This window comes from Burkholderia sp. NRF60-BP8, from assembly GCF_001522585.2.
In the GTDB taxonomy this organism is placed as follows: domain Bacteria; phylum Pseudomonadota; class Gammaproteobacteria; order Burkholderiales; family Burkholderiaceae; genus Burkholderia.
The window spans coordinates 1,503,774-1,530,528 of the sequence record NZ_CP013373.1 but is presented as its reverse complement, the minus strand read 5'-3'; the positions used below and the strand labels follow the sequence as shown (position 1 = coordinate 1,530,528).

The following is a 26,755-nucleotide window of genomic DNA, read 5'->3' as shown; positions in this document are numbered from 1 at the left end:
AAGGTGATGATGTCCTCCGAAGCTTTCGTTTCCGCGTGCCGCGACGCGATCGGCGCCGACCACGTGCTGACCGATCCGCACGATACCGAACCGTTCCTGACCGACTGGCGCCGCCGCTACAAGGGCGCGGCATGCGCGGTGCTGAAACCCGCGAACACGGCCGAAGTCGCCGCGCTCGTGAAGCTCGCCAACGCGCACGGCGTCGCGCTCGTGCCGCAAGGCGGCAATACGGGCCTCGCCGGCGGCGCGACGCCCGATGCGAGCGGCAGCCAGGCCGTGCTGAGCGTCGCGCGCCTGAACCGCGTGCGCGCACTCGATCCGCACAACAACACGATCACCGTCGAGGCCGGCGTGATCCTCGCCGACGTGCAGGCGCGCGCCCGCGAAGGCGGCCGGCTGTTCGCGCTGAGCCTCGCGGCGGAAGGCAGCTGCACGATCGGCGGCAACCTGTCGACCAATGCGGGCGGCACCGCGGTGCTGCGCTACGGCAATGCGCGCGAGCTGTGCCTCGGGCTCGAGGTCGTGACGCCGCAGGGCGAGATCTGGGACGGGCTGCGCGGACTGCGCAAGGACAACACGGGCTACGACCTGCGCGACCTGTTCATCGGCGCCGAAGGCACGCTCGGCATCATCACGGCGGCGGTGATGAAGCTGCATCCGCTGCCGGCGGCACAGGTCACGGCGCTGGCCGCGCTCGAATCGCCGCATGCGGCGCTCGATTTCCTCGCGCTGGCGCAGCGGGCGGCCGGGCCGCTGTTGACCGGCTTCGAGCTGATGTCGGATTTCTGTATGCAGCTGGTCGGCAAGCACTATCCGCAACTGCGTTACCCGTTCGCGCAGACCCATGCGCAAACGGTGCTGCTGGAGCTGTCCGACAACGAAAGCGAAGCGCATGCGCGCGCGCTGTTCGAGAAGCTGATGGAAGAAGCGTTCGAGGCCGGGCTCGTGGTCGATGCGGTGGTCGCGGAGAACCTCGCGCAATCGCGTGCGTTCTGGGACCTGCGCGAGCACATCCCGCTCGCGCAGGCCGACGAAGGGCTCAACATCAAGCACGACATCGCGGTGCCGATCTCGTCGATCGCCCGCTTCATCGACGAGACCGACGCAGCGATCCAGCAGGCCGCGCCGGGCGCGCGCATGGTGACGTTCGGTCACCTCGGCGACGGCAACCTGCACTACAACGTGCAGATGCCCGAAGGCGGCGATGCGAAGGCGTTCCTCGCCGCATTCCAGGCGCCGATCAACCGGATCGTCTACGACAACGTGCACCGCCACCACGGCACGATCAGCGCGGAGCACGGCATCGGCCAGTTGAAGATCGACGACGCGCAGCGCTACAAGTCGCCGGTCGAAACGACGCTGATGCGCACGCTGAAGACCGCGCTCGATCCGCGCGGCCTGATGAATCCCGGCAAGGTCCTGCGCTGAAGCCGCCTGCTCCGGAGCGAATCCCGTGAAAGTCCGCGTCCTGTCCGACCTGCATCTCGAAAGCAACCTGCCCGACGCGATCCCGTATGCAGACGCCGATCTCGTCGTGCTGGCCGGCGACATCCACAATCACGCGGAGGGCCTGCGCTGGGCCGCCGAAACGTTCGACCCGGCGGTGCCGGTGATCTACGTACCGGGCAACCACGAGTACTACGACGGGGAATTCGGCGCGCTGGAGACGGCGATGTGCGACGCGGCGCACGCGCTCGACAACGTGCATTACCTGAACAACGGCGTCTACGTCGATCCCGCCCAACGCTTCCGCGTGCTGGGCACGACGCTCTGGACCGATTTTTCGCTGTTCGGCCGGGACGAAGCCAGCGTCGCGCGCGCGACCGACGCCGGCCTGCGCGTGATGCTCGATTTCAAGGGATTGATCCAGGTGACCTGGCCGCACGACGCGGCGGTGCATGCGACGGCAGAGGCGCCGGAACGGGATTTCGCGCCGGCCGACGCGATCGCGCTGCACCGGCAGGGCCGTGCATGGCTGGAAGCGCAGCTGGCGGCGCCGTTCGCGGGCAGGACGATCGTCGTCACCCATCATGCGCCGCACCGCCGCTCGCTGGCGGAACGCTATGCGGAAGATCTGGCGTCGGCGGGGTTCGTCACGGACATGGCCGAACTGGTGCGGCCGCCGGTGGATCTGTGGCTGCACGGCCACACGCATACGTCATTCGACTACGTTGCGGACGGCGGCACGCGCGTGGTGTGCAATCCGCGCGGCTACCTTCACCGGCGCACCGGCGAATGGGAAAACCCCGCGTTCGCGTGGGACAAGGTCGTCGAACTCGACTGAGGGCCGGCCGGACGGCCGCGTGGCGCGGCCTTCCCGCCCTGAGGCGCGACGGCAGGATCAGCCGCCGGGGCGGCGCGGCTGGCGCACGCGGACCGGCACGGGCTTCATCTGCGCCTTCGCCTTCATCGCACGCAGCAGGTCGCGGGTCGCCGCCGCGGCGGCAGCCGCGCCCAGCAGGACGCCAAGGCCGATCATCAGGTGCGTATCCATCGCTACTCCGGTGTGGTGTATCTCGTTAACTTCAACAGTATCAAACTGTCCGACACACGTTCGTAAAAAAATGTTGCGTGAAGGACAAATCTCGTCAGATTGCGGTCGACTGCGCGGTCATGTCGCACGCGTGTACTGTTCGAGCGCGGCTTCGTCGGCTTCGAGCGTGAGCGGCAATTCCTCGCGCAGGAAATCGACCCAGGTCCGGATTTTCGCGTCGAGGTACTGGCGCGACGGATACAGCGCGTAGATGTTCATCACGTGCGACCGGTACTCGGGCATCACGCGCACGATGTGCCCGCTGCGCAGCCAGCCGATTGCCGAATAGACCGGCAACCCGCCGACGCCCATCCCCTCCCGCACGGCCACCGCGAGCGCCTCGGCGACGTTCACGCGGAACGGCGGCGCCGTGATCGACACGACCTCGTCGCCGTTCGGCCCCGCCAGCGCCCATTCGTCGAAGTGAAAGCCCGGCGCGACCATCCCGAGGCACACGTGCTGCGCGAGATCGGCCGGCCGCTGCGGCACGCCGTGCGACTCGACGTAGCCCGGCGATGCACACACGACGCTATAGCTCTCGCCGAGCCGCTGCGACACGAGCCCCGAATCGGGCAGATCGCGGCCGACGACGATCGCGACGTCGTACCCCTCGTCGAGCAGGTCGGGCATGCGCTGCGCGAGCGTCAGCTCGACGTGCACGTCCGGGTAGCGCTCGCGGTAGCGCGCGATGGCCGGCACCAGATAGTGCTGGCCGAGGCTCGTGAAGCAATGGACCTTCAGCTTGCCGGACGGGCGCGCATGCGCGTCGCCCGCCTCGGCTTCGGCCTGGTCGACGTACGCGAGGATCTGTTCGCAGCGTTGCAGATAGCGCTCGCCGGCTTCGGTCAGCGCGATCCGGCGCGTCGTGCGGTTCAGGAGACGCGTGCGCAGGTGTGCCTCGAGATCCGAGACCGCGCGCGACGCGTAGGCGGTGGTCGAATTCATCTGCTGGGCGGCCGCGGTAAAGCTGCCCGCGTCGACCACGCGGACGAATACCCGCATGTTTTGTAGCGTATCCATCCTGTTACCCCTGTGAATCCGGAGGGATTGTTGCACAGGGCCCAACAAATATTATCTCAAGATTCGTAAAAATGACTTGCACCGTTGTCCGTATATTCAGGAATCGCTGAAAAATATAATCGCTTCCGACTCATCTATATCCGAAAGGGAGAAAATCGTGCAGTCTCCGGCGACAAAAGGGACGCTCGCACTGGCGGTTCTTGCAGTCTCATTAATAATGGCCGGTTGCGCGAGCATGGGCGACAACAAAACCCAGTCCACCCGTATCGACGCGAACGCGCTCGATGCCGGCGCGGCGATCCGCGCGGCCGACCGCGACGCGGGCTGGCCCGCCGCGGACTGGTGGCGCGCGTACCGCGATCCGCAACTCGATGCGTGGATCGCCGCCGCCCAGGCCGGCAACCCGACCCTCGCGGCCGCCGAGGCCCGCGTGCGCGAAGCGCAGGCGATGGCGCGCGTCGCGCGTTCGGCCGAACTGCCGCAGATCAACGGCAACCTGTCGCTGATGCGCGAGCACTGGCCGGACAACGTGTACTACGGCCCGGGCCCGCTCGCGAACGCCGACACCTGGAACAACACCGGCATGCTCGGCCTGTCGTACCACCTCGATCTGTGGGGCAAGGACAAGAACGCGACCGAGCGCGCGCTCGACACCGCGCACGCGAGCGCCGCCGACGCACGGGCGGCGAAGCTCGAACTCGAGGTCAACGTCGTACGCGCGTATGTCGGCCTGTCGATGAACTACGCGCTGCTCGATCTCGCGCACGAAACCTTCGAACGCCAGCGCGCGCTCGCCGATCTCGCACGCAAGCGGCTGCAGGCCGGCCTCGGCACGCAGCTCGACGTGAGCCAGGCGGAATCGACGCTGCCCGACTACGAGCGCCAGATCGACAGCTACGAAGAAGCGATCCAGCTCGCGCGCCACCAGCTCGCCGCCCTCGCCGGCAAGGGCCCGGGCGCCGGCGACGCCATCAAGCGGCCGCAGCTTGCGCTCGACGCGCCGGCCGGCCTGCCGTCGGCGCTGCCGGCCGACCTGCTCGGCCGCCGCCCCGACGTCGTCGCGGCGCGCTGGACGGTCGACGCGCAGGCGCGCGGCATCGACGTCGCGAAAGCGTCGTTCTACCCGAACATCGACCTGCTCGCGACGGTCGGCGGCTTCGGCGTGACCGCGCCGTTCACCGACTTCCTGCGCGCGATGAACGGCGGCTGGACGGCCGGCCCCGCGCTGTCGCTGCCGATCTTCGAAGGCGGCCGGCTGCGCGCGCAGCTCGGCGCCGCGAATGCCGGCTACGACCAGGCGGTCGAGCGCTACAACCAGACGATCGTCGGCGCGCTCAAGGACATCGCCGATCAGGTCGTGCGGATCCGCTCGCTCGATACGCAGAAGAAGGACGCCGCGCGGTCGGTGGCGGCCAACGATCGCAGCTATCGACTGTCGCGCGAAGGCTTCCGCCGCGGGCTGACCGATTACGTGAACGTGCTGGTCGCGCAGCAGCAACTGCTGCGCGCGCAGGAAACGGCCGCCCGCATCGACGCGGAACGCCTCGCCGCGCACGCGCAGTTGATGGCCGCGCTCGGCGGCGGGATCGAGACGGGCAAGGACGTTCCGGCGGACGACCGGCCCGCCGACGGCGCCAACCCGTCGGGCACGGCGCCCGCGGCGGCGGTTGCCCGGCCCGCGGAAGTCGCCGCCGCCGGCACGTCCGGGACGCCCCGGACGCCCGCCGTGCCGGCCGCACGGTAACGCGGAGCGCGCGCCATGTCAGCCTCCTCTCCCGCTTCCACGCCCGCCGGCGGTCCGCTCGCGGCCTGGTACGCCGCGTTCGGCGACTGGGCCCGCACCGACGGCGCCGCCTGGCTCTATCTGTTCAAGGCGCTGCTCGCCGCGTTCATCGCGACCGGCGTGTCGATGCGGCTCGACCTGCCCGCGCCGAAAACGGCGATGACGACGGTGTTCATCGTGATGCAGCCGCAAAGCGGCGCGGTGCTCGCAAAAAGTTTCTACCGCGTCGCCGGCACGATCTTCGGGCTGATCGCGACGCTCACCTTCGTCGGGCTGTTCCCGCAGCAGCCGCAACTGTTCCTGCTGGCGGTCGCGCTGTGGGTCGCACTGTGCACGGCCGGCGCCGCGCGCAACCGCAACTTCCGCAGCTACGGCTTCCTGCTGGCCGGCTACACGACCGCGCTGATCGGGCTGCCCGCGTCGCAGCACCCGGACGGCGCGTTCATGAGCGCGATGACGCGGGTGGCTGAAATCATGGTCGGGATCGTGTCGGCCGGCGTGGTCAGCGCGCTCGTGTTTCCGCAGACCACCGGCGAGCAGATGCGCACGACGGTGCGCAAGCGCTTCGGCAGCTTCGTCGACTACGTCGCGGCGGCGCTGTCGGGCCAGCTCGACCGCGCGCATATCGAAACCATCCATACGCGCTTCGTCGCCGACGTGGTCGGGTTCGAGGCCGCGCGCAGCATGGCCGTGTTCGAGGATCCGGACACGCGAATGCGCAGCGGCCGCCTCGCGCGGCTGAACAGCGAGTTCATGAGCGCGTCGAGCCGGTTCCATGCGCTGCACCAGTTGATGAACCGGCTGCATGCGGCCGGCGCGCAGGCCGCGATCGACGCGATCGAGCCGTACTTCCGCGAGATCGCACCGCTGCTGCTGACGCCCGCCGGCGAACCGGTGCGCACGTCGGCCGATGCGGGCCACGCGGCCGCGCAACTGCTCGCGTGGCGCGACGCGCTGCCGCGCCGCATCCGCGCGACGCGCGCCGCGCTCGAAACGCAGCCGGACTTTCCGCTGCTCGACTTCGACACGGCCGCCGAACTGCTGTACCGCTTCATCACCGACCTGCACGAGTACGCGGCCACCTATGCGTCGCTGTCGACCGCGACGCACGAGCGCGAACGCTGGATCGAGCGCTACGAGCCGCGCACCAATGCGACGGCGATGGTGATCGCGGCGATTCGCACCGCGACCGTGATCCTCGTGCTCGGCTGGTTCTGGATCGAGACCGCGTGGCCGAGCGGCGTGACGATGACGCTGACGGCCGCGGCCACCTGCGCGCTCGCGTCGTCGACGCCGCGCCCGACCGCGATGTCCGCGCAGATGGGCATGGGCACGGCGCTCGCCGTCTGCACGGGCTTCCTGCTGACGTTCGGCATCTATCCGCACATCGACGGCTTTGCGCTGCTGTGCGTCGCGCTCGCGCCGCTGCTCGCGATCGGCATTTTCATGACGCTGAAGCCGAAGCTCGCCGGCTACGGAATGGGCTACCTGATCTTCTTCAGCTTCCTCGCCGGCCCGGACAACATCACGCACTACGATCCGACCGGTTTCATGAACGATTCGCTCGCGCTCGTGCTGTCGATGCTGGTGTCGGCGATCGCGTTCGCGGTGCTGTTCCCGCCGACCGCGCCGTGGCTCAAGAAGCGGCTGTTCGCGGACCTGCGCCACCAGGCCGTCGCAGCCGGCCACGCGCGGCTCGCGGGCTTGCGCACGCGCTTCGAGAGCGGTGCGCGCGACCTGATGTACCAGGCGCACACGCTGTCGGCCGACCAGCCCGACGTGCAGCGCGACGCACTGCGCTGGATGTTCGCGGTGCTCGAAGCCGGCAACGCGACGATCGACCTGCGTCACGAGCTCGCGACGCTGCCGTCCGAGCCGCGCTATGCGACCGCGATGCCGTGGCGGCGCGCGATCGAGACGATGCGCACCGCGCTGTCGGCGCTGTTCTCGAAGCCGAGCGCCGCGCGTTTCGATGCGACGCTCGCCGCGACCAACGCGGCGATCGACGCGACCCGGCAAACGCTCGATGCGTTCGAGCCGTCGCGTGACGAGCGCCACCGGCTGCAGCGCATCCTGAGCCATCTGCATTTCGTACGGACCGCGCTGCTCGACCCGGAATCGCCGCTCGAGCCGCTCAACCGCAACCGCCCCGTGCGCCCTCAACCCGGAGCCTCGTCATGATGCCGCGTGAAATCGCCATTCTCGATGCCTACATGCCCACGGTGGTGCTGATGTTCGCGCTCGGCGCGATCGCGACCTGGGCCGTCGATCGCTTGCTCGCCTATACGGGCCTCTACCGTCTCGTCTGGCACCCGTCGCTGTTCCGGGCCTGCCTTCTCGTCTGCATTTGCGGCGGACTGAGTCTTGCCGTTTACCGTTGATTCCGAACCATCATGATGCTCAGAAAACTCCTCGGCTTCGTCGCGACCGCCGTCATCCTTCTCGTCGCGATCCTGATCGGGCGCTCGCTGTGGGTGCACTACATGGACGATCCGTGGACGCGCGACGGACGTGTGCGCGCCGAGATCGTCAACGTCGCGCCGGACGTGTCGGGCGCGATCGTCGACCTGCCGGTGCATGACAACCAGCTGGTGAAGAAAGGCGACCTGATCATGCAGATCGACCCGTCGCACTACCGGATCGCGGTCGAGCAGGCGCAGGCGGCGGTGGCCGCCCGTCGTGCGGAACTGCAGATGCGCCGCGACGACGCGGCCCGCCGCGCGGACCTCGACGCGCTCGTCGTGTCGAAGGAAAACCGCGAGAACGCGGTGCACAGCGCGTCGAGCGCCGATGCGCAGTACCAGCAGGCCGTCGCCGCGCTCGACGCCGCGAAGCTCAACCTCGAACGCACGCGCGTCGTCGCGCCGGTCGACGGCTACATCACGAACCTGCAGACGTTCAAGGGCAACTATGCGGTGGCCGGCCAGGCGAAGCTCGCGATCGTCGACAGCCACTCGTTCTGGGTCTACGGCTACTTCGAGGAAACCAAGCTGCCGCGCGTGAAGATCGGCGCGCCGGCCGAGATGCGGCTGATGAGCGGCGGCGTGATGAAGGGCCACGTCGAGAGCATTTCGCGCGGCATCTACGATCGCGACAACCCGCAAAGCCGCGACCTCGTCGCGGACGTGAACCCGACCTTCAACTGGGTGCGCCTCGCGCAGCGCGTGCCGGTGCGCATCCGGATCGACGAAGTGCCGGCCGACGTGGTGCTGTCGGCGGGCACGACCTGCACGGTCATCATCGATCCGGATCAGCGGAAGAAGTCGTGATCGCCCGGGCGCGCCGCGCGCTCACGCCGCGATACGGAAACGCCCGACCAGCGCCTTCAACGCCTGCGCCTGCTCGTCGAGCGCGTTCGCGGCAGCGGCCGCCTGTTCGACGAGCGCCGCGTTCTGCTGGGTGCCGGCGTCCATCTGCGTGACCGCGCGGCCGATCTCGTCGATCCCCGCGCTCTGCTCGTCCGACGCCGCCGAGATCTCGCCGATGATGTCGGTCACGCGCTTGACCGCGCGTACCACGTCGCCCATCGTGCGGCCCGCGTCGTGCGCGAGCGCCGCGCCGTTCGCCACGCGCTCGACCGACGCGCCGATCAGTTCCCGAATCTCCTTGGCCGCCGTCGCCGAGCGCTGCGCGAGCAGCCGCACCTCGCCCGCGACCACCGAAAAGCCGCGTCCCTGTTCGCCGGCGCGCGCGGCCTCGACCGCCGCGTTCAACGCGAGAATGTTGGTCTGGAATGCGATCCCCTCGATCGTGCCGATGATGTCGCGAATGTTCTTCGCGCTGTCGTCGATCTCGCTCATCGTCGCGACCACGCGCCCGACGACCTCCCCGCCCGCCTCCGCGACTGCGGACGCATTGGCCGCGAGCGTGCTCGCCTGCCGCGCGTTCTCGGCGTTCTGCCGCACGGTCGACGTGAGCTGCTCCATGCTGGCCGCGGTGCGCTCGAGCGCGACGGCCTGCTGTTCGGTACGCCGCGACAGGTCGAGGTTGCCGGTCGAGATTTCGCCGGACGCGGCCGCGATCGCCTCGGCGCTCACCGCGATCTCGCCCACGGTGGCCGCGAGCCCCGTCTGCATCTCGGCCAGCGCGCGCACCATGCTGTCGCGGTCGTGGCGGCCGAGCGTGATCGGCCGCGTCAGGTCGCCGCGCGCGATGTCCGCGGCAATCTCCTTCGCGTGCGCGGGCTCGCCGCCGAGCTGCGATGCGAGGCGCCGCACGACGCGCTCGGCGATCGCGACGGCCAGCACGATCAGCGCGGCCGTCATCGCCGCGATCATCGCGAACGACGACGAAAAAATGGTCGCGGACGCATCGAGCGTCGCCTTCGACTTTTCGCCGCGCGTCTTCACGAGTTCGGCGACGAGCTTTTCGAGCTTGCCGGTTTCGACCAGCAGCGACACGTCCTGCGTGCCGACCTGCCAGTTCATCTGCGACAGGTCGAGCGGCTGCGCACGCACGAGCGTGACGAAATCGCGCAGATGCGCGCTCCACGTGCCGACCGCCGTCGAGAATGCGTGCAGCCGCGCCGAATCGCCGGCATCGGCCGGATCCGCATAGCGCTGCAGCGTGCCGAGCGCCTGGCCGATCGACGCGAGTCCCGCGCTCACGTCGGCGCCGAGTTCGTCGCGCTCCTTCGCGGTGGTCGCGGTCAGCAGCATCTTCTGCGCGCGGCTCGCGCGCAGCACCTCGGCGCGGACTTCCTCGGCCGCACGGCTCGCGACGTGCCCCTGCTCGTAGACCGACGCGATCGACGCGTTCAGGCGGCTGATCTGCCACAGCGAAAACATGCCGATCGCGAGCGTGCCGGCCAGCAGGATCGCGAATGCGGCGCGCAACGTCGCCTTGACGGTCCACGGCCGGCGCGCGCGACGCGCCGCCTGCGCGCGCCGAGCGGCGCGACCGGCGGCAACGTCGGGTGCGGCGGCGGCTGCACCGGGCTGTGGATGCAAAGATGCTGCTTTCATCGATCTACCCCGTATTGATCACGCTGCCGGAAAGGTCGGTCCCGGCGTTCCCGCGACGGCTGGCCATGCCGCGCGTCCTGCCCCCTGCCCGGCGGGTAGCCGGCGCCGGGCGCGGCGCGCCTGTTGTCATTGGGTCGTTCTACGGCCGCCACCGCCGTTTCTTGAGTCCGGTAAACCACCACCCGGCCCCGGCGCGCCGCCGCTGACGGGTCGACACGCCGCCAGCGTTATACCCGTTCAAAAAAGTACGCACCGGCCGATCCGTCACACGAATGTCCGATTCACGACAAAACTTGGCCTGACATTCTCGATACGCCACATTACACTTCTTTGACGCAGCAACGATCCAGAACGCGCCGATCCCCAACAGAGCGCGCCAGCCACCTCAACTCGTTCAACTCTCATGGAAACCAGCCTCGACTCCGGCTCCGCCGGCGCAGCCGCCGCCCAGCCGTCCGCACCGCCCGTCGCCCGCACCGTCTATCCGGTGCTCGGCGCGATCAGCTTCTCGCACATGCTCAACGACATGATCCAGTCGTTGATCCTCGCGATCTATCCGATGCTCAAGAGCCAGTTCGCGCTGTCGTTCGCGCAGATCGGCCTGATCACGCTCACCTACCAGATCACCGCGTCGCTGCTGCAGCCGCTCGTCGGCCTCTATACCGACAAGCGTCCGAAGCCGTATTCGCTGCCGGTCGGCATGGGCTTCACGCTCGCCGGGCTGCTGCTGATGTCGGCGGCGTCGAATTTCCCGATGCTGCTGGTGGCCGCCGCGCTCGTCGGCTGCGGCTCGTCGGTGTTCCACCCCGAATCGTCGCGGGTCGCGCGGATGGCGTCGGGCGGCCAGCACGGGCTCGCGCAGTCGGTGTTCCAGGTGGGCGGCAATGCAGGCTCGGCGCTCGGGCCGCTGCTCGCCGCGCTCGTGATCATTCCGCACGGCCAGCACAGCATCGCGTGGTTCTCGGCGGCCGCGCTCGTCGCGATGATCGTGCTCACGCAGATCGGCCACTGGTACAAGAAGCATCCGTCGATGAAGAAGAAGGCTGCGTCGGCCGGCCACCCGACGCTGTCGCGCGGCCGCGTGATGGGCGCGATCGGCGTGCTGGTGCTGCTCGTGTTCTCGAAGTACTTCTACCTCGCGAGCATCAACAGCTATTTCACGTTCTATCTGATCGACAAGTTCCACCTGTCGGTGCAGGCCGCGCAGATCCACCTGTTCGTGTTCCTCGCGGCGGTGGCGGCCGGCACGCTGATCGGCGGGCCCGTCGGCGACCGGATCGGCCGCAAGTACGTGATCTGGGTGTCGATCCTCGGCGTCGCGCCGTTCACGATGCTGCTGCCGTACGCGAACCTGTTCTGGACGAGCGTGCTGACCGTGATCATCGGCGTCGTGCTGGCGTCGGCGTTCGCCGCGATCCTCGTCTATGCGACGGAGCTGATGCCCGGCAAGGTCGGGATGGTCGCGGGCCTGTTCTTCGGCTTCGCATTCGGCCTGGGCGGCGTCGGCGCGGCCGTGCTCGGCCAGCTCGCGGACGCGACGAGCATCCCGTTCGTCTACAAGGTATGCTCGTTCCTGCCGCTGATCGGCGTGCTGACGGTGTTCCTGCCGAACCTCGAAAGCAGCCGGCGCAAGAAGGCATGACGAACGACAGGCCGCGGCGTGCAAGCCGCGGCCTGTCGAATGGTACGAACGGCGGATTCGACGGCGGCTTCAGGCCGCCGTCGTCGCATGCAGCGTCAGGAAACGCTCGAGAATGCCGGACGAATAGCTGCTTGCGATCGCCGACAGGAAGTGCGAGAACGACTGCGTCGCGTGGTCGTCGGCCGTGTCGGAGATCGTGCGCACGAGCGCGAACGGCACGTCGTGTTCCGCGCATACCTGCGCGATCGCCGCGCCTTCCATCTCGACCGCGAGCGCGTCCGGCAGCGCGTCGCGCAGCGCGACGACTTCCCGCTCGCTCGACACGAAGCGGTCGCCGCTGATGATCAACCCGCCGTGCAGCGTCGCGCCGGCCAGCCCGAAGCGCTCGGCGAACTGCGCGCCCTCTTCTTCGACGAACAGCGCGCATGCGGCCTTCAGGCGGGCCGTCAGCGCCGGGTCGGTCGCGAAGCGCATGATGCCGAGCAGCGGCACCTCGTAGCGCGGAAACAGCGGCGACGCGTCGAGATCGTGCTGCAGCAGCGTATCGGCCACGACGACGTCGCCGACCCGCACCGTGCGCGACACGCCGCCCGCGACGCCGGTGAACACGACGCCCGACACGCCGAACACGTGGATCAGCGCGCTGACCGTCGCGGCGGCCGCGACCTTGCCGACGCGCGCGAGCGTGACGACGCAGGCCGCGCCGTGCACGGTGCCGACGTGATAATCGCGGCGGCCGAGCGTGACCGTCTTCATCGCGCCGTCGGCGCGCATCGCGGCGATCAGGTCGCCGAGTTCCTCGGGCAGCGCGGCCAGAATGCCGAGCGGCCGGGCGGCAGGCGTAACGGCCATGTCGACGTCCATCATTCCACCGCCTGCAGTTTCGCGACCGCGAGCGCGAGCCATTTCTCGCCGTGGCGCTTGAACTTCACCTGCGCCTTCGCATCGGTGCCGTTGCCTTCGAGCGCGGTCACCGTGCCTTCGCCGAATTTCGTATGGAATACCTGCTGGCCGACCCGGAAGCCGGCGTCGGCCGCGCGCTGCTTGTCCGCGAACGCCGGCAGCGGCGCGGACACGGCCGCATCGACGATCTGCTCGCGACTGCCGCCGCCCGGCCGCGCGAACCAGTCGCGCCCGTAACCGGCATTGTCCGACCGGCCGCCCCAACGCGACCCGGCCTCGACCTTCGGCGTCAACCACTTCAGCACGTGCTCCGGCAGTTCGTCGAAGAAGCGCGAGCGCACGTTGTAGCGGGTCTGGCCGTGCAGCATCCGGCTTTGCGCGAACGACAGGTAGAGCCGCTCCTTCGCGCGCGTGATCGCGACGTACATCAGCCGGCGCTCTTCCTCGAGGCCGTCCGATTCGAGCACGCTGTTCTCGTGCGGGAACAGCCCCTCCTCGAGCCCCGTGATGAACACGGCCGAGAACTCGAGCCCCTTCGCCGCGTGCACCGTCATCAGTTGCACGGCGTCCTGGCCGGCCTGCGCCTGGTTGTCGCCGGCCTCCAGCGACGCGTGCGACAGGAAGCCCGCGAGCGGCGTCATCGTGTCGGGATTCTGCGCGGGGTCGGCGGGCGACGCCGGATCGAGCACGTCGAGCGCCGGATCGTCCGTCGCGGCGCTCAGCTCGGGCGCCGCGATCGCGCCCGCGCGCAGCGGGATCGAGCGGGCCGGCGTGTCGAGCCCGTAGCCTTCCTCGGCGATGAACGCGGTGGCCGCGTTCACGAGTTCCTGCAGGTTTTCGAGGCGATCCTGGCCTTCGCGCTCGCCCTGGTAGAAATCGGCGAGGCCGCTCGCGCGCACGATGTGCTCGACGGTGTCGGGCAGGTTCATGTGCTGCGTGTCGGCGCGCATCTTCGCGATCAGGTTCGCGAACCCGCCGAGGCTCGTGCCGGCCTTGCCGGTCACGTACGGAATCGCGGCGGCCATCGAGCAGCCGTACAGGCGTGCTGCGTCGGCCAGTTGCTCGACCGAGCGCGCGCCGATCCCGCGGGTCGGAAAATTGACGACGCGCGCGAATGCCGTGTCGTCGTTCGGGTTGTCGATCAGGCGCAGGTAGGCGAGCGCGTGCTTCACTTCCTGCCGCTCGAAAAAGCGCAGGCCGCCGTACACGCGGTACGGAATGCCCGACGACATCAGCGTGTGCTCGATCGAGCGCGACTGCGCGTTGCTGCGGTACAGGACGGCCACTTCGCTGCGCGCCATCCCGGTGTTGATCAGCGAACGGATCTCCTCGACGATCCAGCCGGCCTCCTGCGAATCGGTGCTGGCTTCGTACACGCGCACGGGCTCGCCGTGGCCGGCATCGGTGCGCAGGTTCTTGCCGAGGCGGTGCGCGTTGTTCGAGATCAGCTGGTTCGCCGCGTCGAGGATGTTGCCGTGCGACCGGTAGTTCTGCTCGAGCTTGATCAGGTTGCGCACGCGGAATTCGTCTTCGAAGTCGCGCATGTTGCCGACGTTCGCGCCGCGGAATGCGTAGATCGACTGGTCGTCGTCGCCGACCGCGAAGATCGCGTTCTCGCCGCCGGCGAGCATCTTGAGCCACGCGTACTGCAGCTTGTTGGTGTCCTGGAACTCGTCGACGAGGATGTGCCGGAAGCGCGCCTGATAGTGCGCGCGTAGCGGCGCGTTGTACGCGAGCAGCTCGTAGCAGCGCAGCAGCAGCTCCGGGAAATCGACGACGCCTTCGCGCTGGCACTGCTGGTCGTACGCCTGGTACAGCTCGACGAACTTGCGGTTGAAGTTGTCGGTCGCGTCGACCTTGTCCGGCCGCAGCCCCTGCTCCTTCGCGTTGTTGATGAAGTACTGGACGTTCTTCGGCGGGTACTTTTCGTCGTCGACGTTCGCCGCCTTCATCAGCCGCTTGATCGCGGACAGCTGGTCGGCCGTGTCGAGGATCTGGAAGGTCTGCGGCAGGCCGGCATCGCGCCAGTGCGTGCGCAGCATCCGGTTGCACAGGCCGTGGAACGTGCCGATCCACATCCCGCGCGTGTCGATCGGCATCATCGCCGACAGGCGCGCCATCATCTCGCGCGCGGCCTTGTTCGTGAAGGTGACGGCGAGCACGGTAGGCGGCGACGCATAGCCCTGCTGGATCAGCCAGGCGATGCGCGTGATCAGCACGCGGGTCTTGCCGCTGCCCGCCCCTGCGAGGATCAGCGCCGGTTCGTTCGGCAACGTGACGGCGGCGAGTTGTTCGGGGTTCAGATTGGCGAGCAGATCGGGCATGGAGCGGCAGCTGACGGGCGAGAAAAATGCGGACCCGTCATTATAAGTCGGCCGCGCGATACCGTTTCCGATCCGTTCGGCCGCCCGTCGTACGCGCGGCGCAGGCACGTTGCGGCCGCGCCCCGACCGGCCCGCGCCGGCTGCGCGATGGCTGGCCGATGGGCATCCATTTATAATTGTCAGATTCGGCATCCAATTCACGCATTTTTCGGCAGATTTCCAACATGAGCGACAACACGCTTGCGAAGAGCTTCGAGCCCCATACCATCGAGTCCCAATGGGGGCCGGAGTGGGAAAAACGCGGCTATGCCGCCCCGGCATTCGATCCGTCCCGCCCCGATTTCGCGATCCAGTTGCCGCCGCCGAACGTGACGGGCACGCTGCACATGGGCCACGCGTTCAACCAGACGATCATGGACGGCCTCGCGCGCTATCACCGGATGCTCGGCGAGAACACGCTGTGGGTGCCCGGCACCGACCACGCGGGCATCGCCACCCAGATCGTCGTCGAACGCCAGCTCGACGCGCAGGGCGTGTCGCGCCACGACCTCGGCCGCGAGAAGTTCGTCGAGCGCGTGTGGGAATGGAAGCAGCAATCCGGTTCGACGATCACCGGCCAGGTCCGCCGCCTCGGCGCGTCGACCGACTGGTCGCGCGAATATTTCACGATGGACGACAAGATGTCGGCCGCCGTGCGCGACGTGTTCGTCACGCTCTACGAACAGGGCCTGATCTACCGCGGCAAGCGCCTCGTCAACTGGGATCCGGTGCTGCTCACCGCGGTGTCGGATCTCGAAGTCGCGAGCGAAGAGGAAAACGGCCACCTGTGGCACATCCGCTACCCGCTCGTCGACGGGTCGGGCTCGCTCACGGTCGCCACCACGCGCCCCGAGACGATGCTCGGCGACGTCGCCGTGATGGTGCACCCGGAAGACGAGCGCTACGCGCACCTGATCGGCAAGCGCGTGACGCTGCCGCTGACGGGCCGCGAGATCCCGGTGATCGCCGACGACTACGTCGATCGCGAGTTCGGCACCGGCGTCGTGAAGGTCACGCCCGCGCACGATTTCAACGACTACCAGGTCGGCCTGCGCCACAAGCTCGCGCCGATCGAGATCCTGACGCTCGACGCGAAGATCAACGACAACGGCCCCGAGCAGTATCGCGGCCTCGACCGCTTCGACGCGCGCAAGGCAATCGTGGCCGACCTCGACGCGCAGGGCTTCCTCGACTCCGTGAAGCCGCACAAGCTGATGGTGCCGCGCGGCGACCGCACGGGCGTCGTGATCGAGCCGATGCTGACCGACCAGTGGTTCGTCGCGATGACGAAGCCGGCGCCGGAAGGCACGTTCAATCCGGGCAAGTCGATCACCGAGACGTCGCTCGACGTGGTGCGCGACGGCCGGATCAAGTTCGTGCCGGAGAACTGGACGACCACCTACTACCAGTGGCTCGAGAACATCCAGGACTGGTGCATTTCGCGCCAGCTGTGGTGGGGCCACCAGATTCCGGCGTGGTACGGCGAGAACGGCGAGGTATTCGTCGCGCGCAACGAGGAAGACGCGCGCGCGCAAGCCGCCGCAAAGGGCTACACGGGCGCGCTCAAGCGCGACGAGGACGTGCTCGACACGTGGTTCTCGTCGGCGCTCGTGCCGTTCTCGTCGCTCGGCTGGCCGAACGAAACGCCCGAACTGCAGCACTTCCTGCCGTCGTCGGTGCTCGTCACCGGCTTCGACATCATCTTCTTCTGGGTCGCCCGGATGGTGATGATGACCACGCACTTCACGGGCAAGGTGCCGTTCCATACCGTCTACGTGCACGGCCTCGTGCGCGACGCGGAAGGCCAGAAGATGTCGAAGAGCAAGGGCAACACGCTCGACCCGATCGACATCGTCGACGGCATCGACCTCGAAACGCTGGTCGCGAAGCGCACGACGGGCCTGATGAACCCGAAGCAGGCGGCGACGATCGAGAAGAAGACGCGCAAGGAATTCCCGGACGGCATCCCCGCGTTCGGCACCGACGCGCTGCGCTTCACGATGGCGTCGATGGCGACGCTCGGCCGTAACGTGAACTTCGACCTCGCGCGCTGCGAAGGCTATCGCAACTTCTGCAACAAGCTGTGGAACGCGACGCGCTTCGTGCTGATGAACTGCGAAGGCCACGACTGCGGCAACGACAAGCCGGAAGTGTGCGGCGCGGGCGACTGCGGCCCCGGCGGCTACCTCGACTTCTCGGCGGCCGACCGCTGGATCGTGTCGCTGCTGCAGCGCACCGAAGCCGACATCGCGAAGGGTTTCGCCGATTACCGCTTCGACAACATCGCGACCAGCATCTACAAGTTCGTGTGGGACGAGTACTGCGACTGGTATCTCGAACTCGCGAAGGTCCAGATCCAGAACGGCACGCCGGAACAGCAGCGCGCGACGCGCCGCACGCTGCTGCGCGTGCTGGAAACGGTGCTGCGCCTCGCACACCCGATCATCCCGTTCATCACCGAGGCACTCTGGCAGAAGGTCGCGCCGCTCGCCGGCCGCTATCCGCAAGGCAAGGCCGAGGGCGTTGCGTCGCTGATGACGCAGGCGTATCCGGTCGCGAACCTGCAGAAGATCGACGAAGCGTCCGAGCAGTGGGCGGCCGACCTGAAGGCGATCGTCGACGCATGCCGCAACCTGCGCGGCGAGATGAACCTGTCGCCGGCCACCAAGGTGCCGCTGCTGGCGGCCGGCGACGCCGAGCGCCTGCGCGCGTTCGCGCCGTACGTGCAGGCGCTCGCGCGCCTGTCGGACGTGCAGATCCTCGCGGACGAAGCGGCGCTCGACCAGCAAGCGCACGGCGCGCCGATCGCGATCGTCGGCCAGAACAAGCTGGTGCTGAAGGTGGAAATCGACGTCGCGGCCGAACGCGAGCGCCTGTCGAAGGAAATCACGCGCCTGACGGGCGAGATCGCGAAATGCAACGCGAAGCTCGGCAACGAGGCTTTCGTCGCGAAAGCGCCGCCGGCCGTGGTCGAACAGGAGCAGAAACGCGTCGCGGAATTCCAGAGCACGCTCGAAAAACTGCGCGCGCAACTCGATCGGTTGCCTGCGTAACAAACGGTAAGGTCGTTTGCGTTCACTATAATGCGAACGTGAACATAGACCGTCTGACAAGTCGATTACAGGAATAAAGGTTCGATCATGTTGAAAGTCACCAAGGCGGTATTCCCCGTTGCCGGTCTCGGCACGCGGTTCCTGCCGGCAACGAAGGCGAGCCCGAAGGAAATGCTGCCCGTCGTCGACAAGCCGCTGATCCAGTACGCGGTCGAGGAAGCGATCGCCGCGGGCATCACCGAGATGATCTTCGTGACAGGGCGCAGCAAGCGCGCGATCGAGGATCACTTCGACAAGTCGTACGAAGTCGAGGCCGAACTCGAGGCGCGTGGCAAGGAAAAGCTGCTCGAACTCGTGCGCAGCATCAAGCCGAGCCATGTCGACTGCTTCTACGTGCGCCAGCCGGAAGCGCTCGGCCTCGGCCACGCGGTACTGTGCGCGGAAAAGCTCGTCGCCGACAATCCGTTCGCGGTGATCCTCGCCGACGACCTGCTCGACGGCAATCCGCCGGTGATGAAGCAGATGGTCGACGTGTTCGACCACTATCACAGCTCGGTGATCGGCGTCGAAGAGATCCCGCCGTCGGAGACGAAGTCGTACGGGATCGTCGACGGCAAGGAATGGGAAGAGTCGATCGTCAAGATGTCGGCGATCGTCGAGAAGCCGGCGCCGGAAGTCGCGCCGTCGAACCTCGGCGTGGTCGGCCGCTACATCCTGAAGCCGCGGATCTTCGAGCATCTGCGCGCGCTGAAGCCCGGCGCGGGCGGCGAACTGCAGCTCACCGACGCGATCCAGGCGCTGCTCGCCGACGAACAGGTGCTGGCCTACAAGTACCAGGGCACGCGCTACGACTGCGGCAGCAAGCTCGGCTACCTGAAGGCGACGGTCGAATTCGCGCTGCGCCACCCGGAAGTCGGCGCGGAATTCGATACGTACCTGCGCACGCGCGACGGCGCCCAACCCGCCGTCTGAACGCGGCAAGGGCGCGCCCGCCGGGGCGCGCCCTCACCTCCCGGCCACCGCTTAGCGCGCGTCGGCCGGCTTCACCGAGACGACGCCCGGCATCCCGCCCGCGTCGTCTTTTTTCGTCTTGACCAGCCAGCCGCCGCCGTCGCCGAACGGCAGCTTCGCCAGCGCGCTCCTGACGAGCGCCGGTGCGGCCTGCTGCGTGCCCGGATCGCGGTCGCGCAGCGACGCCGACACGCGATAGACGTCAGCGCCCGATTGCGCATCGACGAAACGCAGCGTCAGCACGTGACGGTATACCTTGCCCGCGAACGGCAGCGCGAACGGCGCCGGCCCGTCGACCGTCACGCATGCGCTGCTGGCCGCACCGCACCGGTCGGCGCTCGCCGCGACCGCCGCCGGCTGCGTCGCATACGCGATCGACAGCCGGTAACGCGCGTCCTTGAGCGGCTGCGCATCGAAGCCGCGGCGCGCGAGTTCGTCGCGTACGAGCGACTCGATCCGCCGGTAGTCGGCGTCGTCCCGCTGCGCGGCCGTCCGCACGAAATCGTAGCCGTGCGCGCCGGATGCAAATGCATTCGGCTGCCCGACCGCACTCACGCCGCTCGTCACGCCGGCGCAACCCGTCAACAGCGACGCCGCCAGCGCGGTCGCTGCCCATTGCTTTCTCATGGCTTTCCCCAAATGCCTGCCGCCGCGCCCGGCCCTGTCAGGCGGACGGCTCGTCGATCGCGGGCAGCGACACCGTCACCGCGGTGCCGACACCCACTTCGCTGTCGACCGACACGCTGCCCCCATGGCGCGTGACGACCGTCTTCACGAATGCCATGCCGAGCCCGGAACCCGGGATGTCGGGCCGCTCGCCGGCATGGAATCGCTTGAACCGCTCGAACAGATGCCGCTGATCTTCCGGCGCAATGCCGTACCCCTGATCGCGAATCGTACAGAACATCCGCTTCGATGCGTGCTCGACCGTCAGCGTACACGTGATCACCGTGTCGGACGGACTGTATTTGACCGCATTGTTCAACAGGTTCACGAACGCGCGCGTGATCAACGAGCGATCCGCGCGCACCCAGCACATGTCGGCGCCCACGTCGGACTCGATGCGAATGTGCTTGGCCTGCGCCTGCGGCCACACTTCGTCGCTCGCATCGATCAGCACGTCGACGAGGCTCGTCACCTCGAGCTGGTACGCCTGCGACTCGGCGCGCGCCAGTTGCACGAACTCGTCGGCGAGCGACAGCGCGCGGTGCGCATAGCGCTCGATCCGCGCGAGCAGGCCGCGCATCGCGTCGCTCTCGACGCGATCGCGCTCGATCTCGACCAGCGCCAGGATCGACGACTGCGGCGAACGCATGTCGTGCGACAGCAGATGCAGCGCCTCCTCGCGATGCCGTTCGGCCGCATGCAGGTCGGTCACGTCGACGAGGCCGGCGATCCAGCCCGTCACGCGCCCTTGCGCGTTCGTGCATGCCGCGTAGCGTAGCAGATGGTCGAGCCCGTCGCGATCGCGCACCTCGATGCCGCGCGCCATCGCGTCGTGCTCGGCCTCGAGCGTCGGGTCGAGCGCGGCCGGCCAGCGCTCGCGGATCGCCGCGTCGTGCTCGGCGTTGCCGTCGACGGTCTTCATGAACGTCAGCTCGCCGAGCGCGGTGCGCAGCGGCCGCCCTTCCGGCAACGGCAGCGCGAGCCGCGACCCGTAGCGTTTGGCCGCGTGGTTCGCGATCAGCACGGTGCCGGCGAGGTCGGTCACGAAGATCGGCTCGGGCATGCTGTCGAGGCTGTCCCACACGAAGCGCTTCATGTCCTGCACGCGCTGCGCGGCCTGCGCCATCAGCGCCATCTGCCGCTCGAGCACGTCGCCGCCGACGCTGCGCGTGCGCGGCGCCTCGGGCAACAGGTGCGGCTCGTCGGCGAGCCGCTGCAGCTCGCGGCGCAGGTACGACATCGTCATTTCCAGCCGCCGCCAGTTCCAGATCGGGTAGACGGCGATCAGCCCGAAGATCGCGGGCGCCGGCGTCAGCCAGATGCGCGCCTCGAACAGCAGCGCCATGCTCGCGATCACGGCGAGCGCGGCAAGGCTCAGCGTCAGCAGCAGCGCGCGCCACGGCGACAGCATCAGGAAGCCGCCCAGCAACACGGCGAGCGGCAGCAGCGACGCGACGAACAACCCCGCGCGCGATGCGGGCGAGATCGCGCTGCCGGTCGCCAGCATGTCGAGCACGTTCGCATGGATATACACGCCGGCCAGCGGGCCGAACTCGCCGGACACCGGTGTCGCGAAGCGATCGTACAGCCCCGACGCCGTCACGCCGACGACGACGATCTTGCCGTGCAGCGCGTCGGGCTTCACGCGCCCTTCGAGCACGTCGTCGAACGACAGCGTCGGATACGCGGGCGTGTTGCGGCTGAACGGAATCAGGTAGCGGCCGTCGCCGGCCGCATCGCGCGACAGGTCGTGCGCGTTCGCGCCAGGCATGCCGCCGACCGGGTGCAGCCGGCCGGCCTGGATCGCGCGGTAGACGGGCACCATCAGTTGCGGCCAGCGCACGCGGCCGTCGCTTTCGAACAGCGCGACGCTGCGCACGATGCCGTCGCGATCGACTTCGAGATTGATATGACCGAGCCCCGTCGCGCGCGCGGCGAGCGCGGCGACAGGCGGATCGACCGATCGTGTGCCGTCCGGCTGCTCGGGGCTCAACAGCACCGGCAGGAAGGTCGGCACGCGGCTCATCGCGTCCGCGAACGTGCGATCCTCGGACGACGGCTCGGTAAACAGCACGTCGTAGACGACGGCGGCCGGCTGCGCGCGCGCGAGCGTGTCGAGCAACCGCGCATGCACGTCGCGCGGCCACGGCCAGCGGCCGAGCGCGGACACGCTCTGGTTGTCGATGTCGACCACCACCACGTCGGGCGACAGCGGCAGGCTGCGCAGCATCAGCAGCCGGTCGTAGATCAATCCGTCGACGCTCGACGACAGGCGGCCGAGCGCGCACGCGAGGATCACCGCGATCCCGAGGCAGCCGATCGCGATCCACTCGATCAGAAAGCGGCGGCCGAGGCGCCGCCGCGGGGAAACGGAGTCGGGTTTCATGCGCCGCGGGTCAGCGCGACAACGTGAACGCGCTGACCGGACTGGTCTTCTCGTAGAACTTGCCGCCTTCGAATTCCTCGACGGTCACGGCCCAGAAGTAGTCGCCCGCCGGCAGGTGCGCGACGGTGATCTGGCGCGCGTGCAGGCCGACCTGGTCGACGACCGGCGCGCTCAGGTCCTTCGAACGCGACAGCACGAACCGGTAACGCGCATTCTTTCCCGACCCGTTCGGCGACCAGCGGAACTCGTAACCGCCCGCGCCTTGCGACGCGCTCGCGTCGAGCCCCATCACGCGGCGTTCGAACGCATAGGTGCGCGGCTGCCCCTCGAGGCCGTTCGCATCGATCGCGGCGATCCGCACGAAGTAATTCCCGTTCGGCACGTCGCGGAACACCGCGTGCGGGGAATCGGTACGCGTTTCGCGGAACAGGTCGAGCAGCCCCGCGTCGTGCGCGAGCTGCACGCGATACGCATGCGCCTGCGCGAGCGGCGTGAGGTCGAATGCGACGTCGGGCTCGTCCTGCACCTTGTCGGGATGCGCGAGCGTGGGCGCGCCCAGCAGTTCGACGGGCGCGCCGACCGCGCCGGACGACGTCGCGACGCTGCCGAAGTTCGCATGCACGAGCGTCGCGCCGGCCGGCTGCCGGCCGCCCGCGACGCCGACGGTGCCGTCGAGCACTTCGACGCGGGTCGCCGCGGTGCCGGCCGCGTCGTAGTTCACGCGAAAGCGCGTGCCGCGCACGCCGGCGACGACCGACGGCGAGCGGATCTGGAAGCGATCGTCGCGTTTCTTCAGGTGGGTGACTTCGCTGTCGACCGAGCCGCGCGTGAGTTCGAACTCGCGATCGAGCGTGCCGGTCAGCACCGTGCGGCGCAGCGACTTCAGCTCGAGCTGGCTGTCGGGCGGCAGGCTCATGTGCGTGCCGTCGGCCAGCTCGATCGTCACGAAGCCGTTCGGGCCGGTGCGCACGCGATCGCCCTCGGCGAGCGTCGCATCGTTCGCGAGCGGCGCGAACGAGGTGCCGGACGTAGCGCCGGACGCGCGCTCGGCCGTGCCCTGCACCGCGATCACGCGGGCGGTGAGCTTTTCCTTGCGCAGCCGCGCGACCGGCAGCTTCAGCGCGACGCCGGGCTGCAGGCGCTTCGGCGCCGGCACGCCGTTGATCTGCTGGAGCAGTTGCCAGTCGTCCGCGCCTTGCAGGTAGCGCGTGGCGACGTCGTACAGCGTGTCGCCCGCCTGCGTGCGATAGACGACCGTCTTGCCTGCGGCGGCGGGCGGCTGCGCCGCGGCCTGCTGCGCGGCGAACGCGAACGCGACCGCGCAGGCTGCGCGCAGTGCCGCCGTGCGCAGGCTCGCCGTACGCTGCGTGATTCGCGCGGTCACTCCGGTTCCCCCTGGCCGACCCGTTCGAGACGGTAGCCGTACCCGTAGATCGGCGCGAGACGGTAACCGTTCTCGGGCCGCAGGCCGAGCTTCGTGCGCAGCATCGAAATATGCGTATCCATCGTGCGCGACGGAATGTCGGTCGCCTGCTTCCACACGAGGTCGAGAATGTGCGCGCGCGACAGCGGCCGATCGAGATGCTGGAACAGCAGCAGCGCGAGCTCGAATTCCTTTTGCGTGAGGCTCACGGCCTTGTCGCCGACGTACGCCTGCTTCAGGTTCACGTCGAAACGGAACTGATCGAATTCGCGGACGGTCGCCTCGGCGTTGACCGGATACGCGCGGCGCAGCAGCGAGCCGATGCGCGCGCGCAGGATCGGGCCCGACACGGGCTTGACCACGTAATCGTCGGCGCCGGCGTTGAGGATCTGCGTGATCCCCGCCTCGTCGTCGCGGCTCGTCATGAAGATGATCGGCAGGCTGTGCTCGGTCTGGTTGGCGCGCACCCATTTGAGCACTTCCTCGCCGGACATGTCGGGCACGTTCCAGTCGAGCACCAGCAGGTCGAACGTCTCGCGCTGCAGGCGCTTCTTCAGGGCCTTGCCTTCCTTGAACGCATAGCACGTGTGGCCGACGGCCGTCAGCGTTTGACTGACGAAATCCGTCTGGGCCGGATCGTCATCCAGTACAGCAATTCTCATAGCACCCCGCAAATCGAAATCGATCCGTCCATTCGGCTCCCGCGCCTGCCCCGGCCGCGCACCCTGCGCGCGGCGCCGGATACCGGCCGGCAAGCCGTCGTTCGCCGCTCGCGCCTCCTGCGCAAACCGGCGACCCCGGGCAAATATCTCAAAAACGGGGCACGGACGAACCGGCGATTTCATCATAGTAGTATGAAATTCGCCAAGAAATTGCGCGGACTATCGCCCTTTCTTCGAATAATCCTTTCTGCTGCACAACCGGACGCCTATTCGGCGCCCGCGATGCCGGCCACCGGCTCGGCAAAATCGTCTGTCGGCACGCGCGGCGACGGCCGTTGCGCGAGCATCCGCTGCAACTGGTCGCGCACGCGCTCCCATGCGCCGGCCGCGTAGTCGGGCTGGCCTGCCGCCCATGCCTGCGCCAGATCGAACACGCGTTCGATCGTCGCACCGCAGTAGGTCGGGCCCGCGCCGTCGTCGCGCGCGGCATCGCGCAGCCGTTCGTCGAGCCACTCGGCCAGCCACGGCATCTCGGCCGCGGCCGAATCCGCGTAGGCTTCCAGCGCGGCACGCGCGTGGCGGTCCTGTTGCGGATCGAGCTCGATCCGGTTCAATTCCGAGGTGCGCACGGGCGCAATGCTTTCCGCTCCGGACGGACTTCGAAGGGTCCCTGGTCTGAAGGACATGTCCTCTCCCCGTTGTACGACGGTAGCGTCAGGCATGGCCCCCGAGCCCGCCGTGCGACGTACCGTGGCCGGCGCCTCCGCTGGGAGCGGACGACCGGCCGCGTCAGTATACGCAGCCGGTCACGCAACGAGGTTTAAGAATTGTCAGAGAGGCGCGGAACCGGCCGGTCAAGGGCGGCCGGCCAGGTGCGGCGGGCTAAGCGGGCCGGCTAGCGGGTCGGCAAAGCGCGGTCAGCCAGGCGCGCCGGCCGGGAGCCTGGCGCGGCGGGACGTCCGATGCGCGCCTTCAGCGGCGACGCATCAGGAACACGAAGGTCTTGTCCTGGGTCGTCGATTCGACGATCTCGTTGCCCGTCTGCTTCGCGAACGCGGCGAAATCGCGCTGCGAGCCCGGATCGGTCGCGAGCACCTTGAGGATCTGCCCGCTTTCCATATCGGCAAGCGCTTTCTTGGCACGCAGGATCGGCAACGGGCAATTGAGCCCGCGCGCGTCCACTTCCTTGTGAATCTGCATCGGCTGTCGACCTTCGAATGACGCGCCCACACGGCGCGGATGGAAGCCGCGATTTTACCGCAGCGCCGCCGCGCCTGCCCGGCCCGCCCACGGCCCGGCGCCCGCCGCCGCCCGGCTCACGCGCCGGAGAAGCCGCCCGCGAGCCGCTCGCGCAGGTGCCGCACGAGCGCGCGCACCGCGCTCGGCACGACCGGGCTGTACGGGCGGATCGCGAAAATGTGGTCGCCGAACGCACCCGACGGCCGCCAGCCGTCGAGCAGCGCGACGAGCCGGCCGGCGTCGAGATCGCGTCGCGCGCTGAAATCGGGCAGCAGCGCGATGCCGAGCCCGCCGAGCGCGGCCTCGCGCATCGCCTCGCTGTTGTTCGCCGCGAAACTGCCGCGCACCGGCACGCTCACGCGCTGGCGCCGGCGGCCGTCCGGCTCGAAGCTCCACGCGGCCGGCTCGTGCTCGCGCAAGTAGCACAGACAGCTGTGATCGACGAGTTCGCTCGGGTGGCGCGGCTCGCCGCGCGTGTCGAGATAGTCGCGGCTCGCGACCAGCAGCGAACGCGTGTCGCACAGCTTCCACGCGACATGGGTCTGCGGCGCGGTGGTCGTATGGCGGATCGCGAGATCGAAGCCCTCCTGCGTCAGCGAATGCAGGCGGTCGGACAGGTCGAGCTCGATCTGTACGCCCGGATGCTGGCGCAGAAAATCGGGCAGGTGCGGCACGATCTGCTGGCGCCCGAGCGCGACCGGCACCGTCAGGCGGAGCAGCCCGCGCGGCTCGCCGGCGAGATCCTTCACGCGCGCGAAATGCTGGCCGATCGACTCGAACGCGTCGCGCGTGCTGTCGACGAGCGTCTGGCCCGCATCGGTGAGCCGCACGCTGCGCGTGGTGCGCCGCACGAGCGGCACACCGGCCGCCTTTTCGAGATCGGCGATGCGCTGGCTCATCGCGGCCTTGCTGATGCCGAGCCGCTGCGCGGCAGCCGTGAAACTGCCCGCCGCGGACAGCACCGTCAGCGAATGGATGTGCGGCCAGAGCGCCTGGACATTTTGCTGATTCATCCGCCGATTATTCAGAATTCTGAACAGTGAATCAAGCTGCGCGGCCTTCTCCCGCCCCGCCGCTTTGCCTAGACTAGGTTCCGTTCACCCCCAT

General features: G+C 68.5%; 21 protein-coding genes. 9 read left to right on the top strand and 12 right to left on the bottom strand.

The window, feature by feature from the left end:
- Positions 1 to 6 precede the first annotated feature (6 nt).
- Together WS54_RS20455 and WS54_RS20450 are read left to right on the top strand one after the other, a co-directional pair.
- The gene (locus tag WS54_RS20455; protein WP_034200667.1) at positions 7 to 1,428 is read left to right on the top strand and encodes an FAD-binding oxidoreductase; all 1,422 of its coding nucleotides are present in this window, start codon (positions 7 to 9) and stop codon (positions 1,426 to 1,428) included.
- A 25-nt stretch (positions 1,429 to 1,453) separates the two neighbouring features.
- The gene (locus WS54_RS20450) at positions 1,454 to 2,284 is read left to right on the top strand and encodes a metallophosphoesterase (protein ID WP_059780259.1); all 831 of its coding nucleotides are present in this window, start codon (positions 1,454 to 1,456) and stop codon (positions 2,282 to 2,284) included.
- A 57-nt stretch (positions 2,285 to 2,341) separates the two neighbouring features.
- Here the strand turns inward: WS54_RS20450 and WS54_RS34020 are convergent, their stop codons facing one another.
- Positions 2,342 to 2,494: a hypothetical protein gene (locus WS54_RS34020; RefSeq protein ID WP_179955223.1), complete on the bottom strand. Its 153-nt coding sequence runs from the start codon at positions 2,492 to 2,494 to the stop codon at positions 2,342 to 2,344.
- A 117-nt stretch (positions 2,495 to 2,611) separates the two neighbouring features.
- Positions 2,612 to 3,553, bottom strand: coding sequence for a LysR family transcriptional regulator (locus WS54_RS20445; protein ID WP_059780258.1), 942 nt, complete (start codon positions 3,551 to 3,553; stop codon positions 2,612 to 2,614).
- A gap of 157 nt (positions 3,554 to 3,710) precedes the next feature.
- On the opposite strand from WS54_RS20445, the gene WS54_RS20435 reads away from it, so the two are divergent.
- From WS54_RS20435 to WS54_RS20420, 4 genes are read left to right on the top strand one after another with little or no spacing between them, the layout of a single operon-like run.
- Positions 3,711 to 5,297 (top strand): efflux transporter outer membrane subunit, encoded by a 1,587-nt coding sequence (locus WS54_RS20435; RefSeq protein WP_059780257.1) that lies wholly within the window; start codon positions 3,711 to 3,713, stop codon positions 5,295 to 5,297.
- A 15-nt stretch (positions 5,298 to 5,312) separates the two neighbouring features.
- Positions 5,313 to 7,517 (top strand): FUSC family protein, encoded by a 2,205-nt coding sequence (locus WS54_RS20430; RefSeq protein WP_059780256.1) that lies wholly within the window; start codon positions 5,313 to 5,315, stop codon positions 7,515 to 7,517.
- Positions 7,514 to 7,717: a DUF1656 domain-containing protein gene (locus WS54_RS20425; RefSeq protein WP_034207084.1), complete on the top strand. Its 204-nt coding sequence runs from the start codon at positions 7,514 to 7,516 to the stop codon at positions 7,715 to 7,717. Before WS54_RS20430 ends, WS54_RS20425 begins: the two co-directional genes overlap by 4 nt.
- A gap of 12 nt (positions 7,718 to 7,729) precedes the next feature.
- Positions 7,730 to 8,605 (top strand): efflux RND transporter periplasmic adaptor subunit, encoded by an 876-nt coding sequence (locus WS54_RS20420; protein WP_059780255.1) that lies wholly within the window; start codon positions 7,730 to 7,732, stop codon positions 8,603 to 8,605.
- 21 nt (positions 8,606 to 8,626) lie between these two features.
- Here the strand turns inward: WS54_RS20420 and WS54_RS20415 are convergent, their stop codons facing one another.
- Positions 8,627 to 10,300, bottom strand: coding sequence for a methyl-accepting chemotaxis protein (locus WS54_RS20415; RefSeq protein ID WP_059780254.1), 1,674 nt, complete (start codon positions 10,298 to 10,300; stop codon positions 8,627 to 8,629).
- 403 nt (positions 10,301 to 10,703) lie between these two features.
- Here WS54_RS20415 and WS54_RS20410 point away from each other — a divergent pair, with 403 nt between their 5' ends.
- Positions 10,704 to 11,942 carry an MFS transporter gene (locus WS54_RS20410; RefSeq protein ID WP_059780253.1) on the top strand — a complete coding sequence of 413 codons (1,239 nt, stop codon included), beginning with the start codon at positions 10,704 to 10,706 and terminating at the stop codon, positions 11,940 to 11,942.
- Between the two features lie 69 nt (positions 11,943 to 12,011).
- Here the strand turns inward: WS54_RS20410 and WS54_RS20405 are convergent, their stop codons facing one another.
- Together WS54_RS20405 and WS54_RS20400 are read right to left on the bottom strand one after the other, a co-directional pair.
- Positions 12,012 to 12,806, bottom strand: coding sequence for a 5'-methylthioadenosine/adenosylhomocysteine nucleosidase (locus tag WS54_RS20405; protein ID WP_442861320.1), 795 nt, complete (start codon positions 12,804 to 12,806; stop codon positions 12,012 to 12,014).
- The gene (locus WS54_RS20400) at positions 12,806 to 15,169 is read right to left on the bottom strand and encodes a UvrD-helicase domain-containing protein (RefSeq protein ID WP_034207079.1); all 2,364 of its coding nucleotides are present in this window, start codon (positions 15,167 to 15,169) and stop codon (positions 12,806 to 12,808) included. The genes WS54_RS20405 and WS54_RS20400 overlap by 1 nt, the downstream gene beginning before the upstream one ends.
- A 224-nt stretch (positions 15,170 to 15,393) precedes the next feature.
- Here WS54_RS20400 and WS54_RS20390 point away from each other — a divergent pair, with 224 nt between their 5' ends.
- Together WS54_RS20390 and galU are read left to right on the top strand one after the other, a co-directional pair.
- Complete coding sequence (locus WS54_RS20390) at positions 15,394 to 18,261, top strand: valine--tRNA ligase (RefSeq protein ID WP_059780251.1); 2,868 nt, start codon at positions 15,394 to 15,396, stop codon at positions 18,259 to 18,261.
- Between the two features lie 87 nt (positions 18,262 to 18,348).
- Entirely contained in the window at positions 18,349 to 19,233 is an 885-nt protein-coding gene (galU, locus tag WS54_RS20385; protein WP_034207077.1) for a UTP--glucose-1-phosphate uridylyltransferase GalU, read from the top strand.
- A gap of 51 nt (positions 19,234 to 19,284) precedes the next feature.
- Here the strand turns inward: galU and WS54_RS20380 are convergent, their stop codons facing one another.
- The 7 genes from WS54_RS20380 to WS54_RS20350 all read right to left on the bottom strand — a co-directional run bounded on the left by WS54_RS20380 (position 19,285) and on the right by WS54_RS20350 (position 26,661).
- Positions 19,285 to 19,899, bottom strand: a complete 615-nt coding sequence (locus tag WS54_RS20380) for a DUF4136 domain-containing protein (RefSeq protein WP_059780250.1) — start codon at positions 19,897 to 19,899, stop codon at positions 19,285 to 19,287.
- A 37-nt stretch (positions 19,900 to 19,936) separates the two neighbouring features.
- Positions 19,937 to 22,324, bottom strand: coding sequence for a CHASE2 domain-containing protein (locus tag WS54_RS20375; RefSeq protein ID WP_059780249.1), 2,388 nt, complete (start codon positions 22,322 to 22,324; stop codon positions 19,937 to 19,939).
- A gap of 10 nt (positions 22,325 to 22,334) precedes the next feature.
- The gene (locus WS54_RS20370) at positions 22,335 to 23,708 is read right to left on the bottom strand and encodes a FecR family protein (RefSeq protein WP_059780248.1); all 1,374 of its coding nucleotides are present in this window, start codon (positions 23,706 to 23,708) and stop codon (positions 22,335 to 22,337) included.
- Positions 23,705 to 24,409, bottom strand: a complete 705-nt coding sequence (locus WS54_RS20365; RefSeq protein WP_006490421.1) for a response regulator transcription factor — start codon at positions 24,407 to 24,409, stop codon at positions 23,705 to 23,707. The genes WS54_RS20370 and WS54_RS20365 overlap by 4 nt, the downstream gene beginning before the upstream one ends.
- A gap of 266 nt (positions 24,410 to 24,675) precedes the next feature.
- Positions 24,676 to 25,095 (bottom strand): hypothetical protein, encoded by a 420-nt coding sequence (locus tag WS54_RS20360; RefSeq protein ID WP_034207074.1) that lies wholly within the window; start codon positions 25,093 to 25,095, stop codon positions 24,676 to 24,678.
- A 286-nt stretch (positions 25,096 to 25,381) separates the two neighbouring features.
- Positions 25,382 to 25,609, bottom strand: coding sequence for a sulfurtransferase TusA family protein (locus tag WS54_RS20355; RefSeq protein WP_006402122.1), 228 nt, complete (start codon positions 25,607 to 25,609; stop codon positions 25,382 to 25,384).
- Positions 25,610 to 25,725: 116 nt separating this feature from the next.
- Positions 25,726 to 26,661 carry a LysR family transcriptional regulator gene (locus WS54_RS20350; RefSeq protein ID WP_059780247.1) on the bottom strand — a complete coding sequence of 312 codons (936 nt, stop codon included), beginning with the start codon at positions 26,659 to 26,661 and terminating at the stop codon, positions 25,726 to 25,728.
- Positions 26,662 to 26,755: the final 94 nt, after the last annotated feature.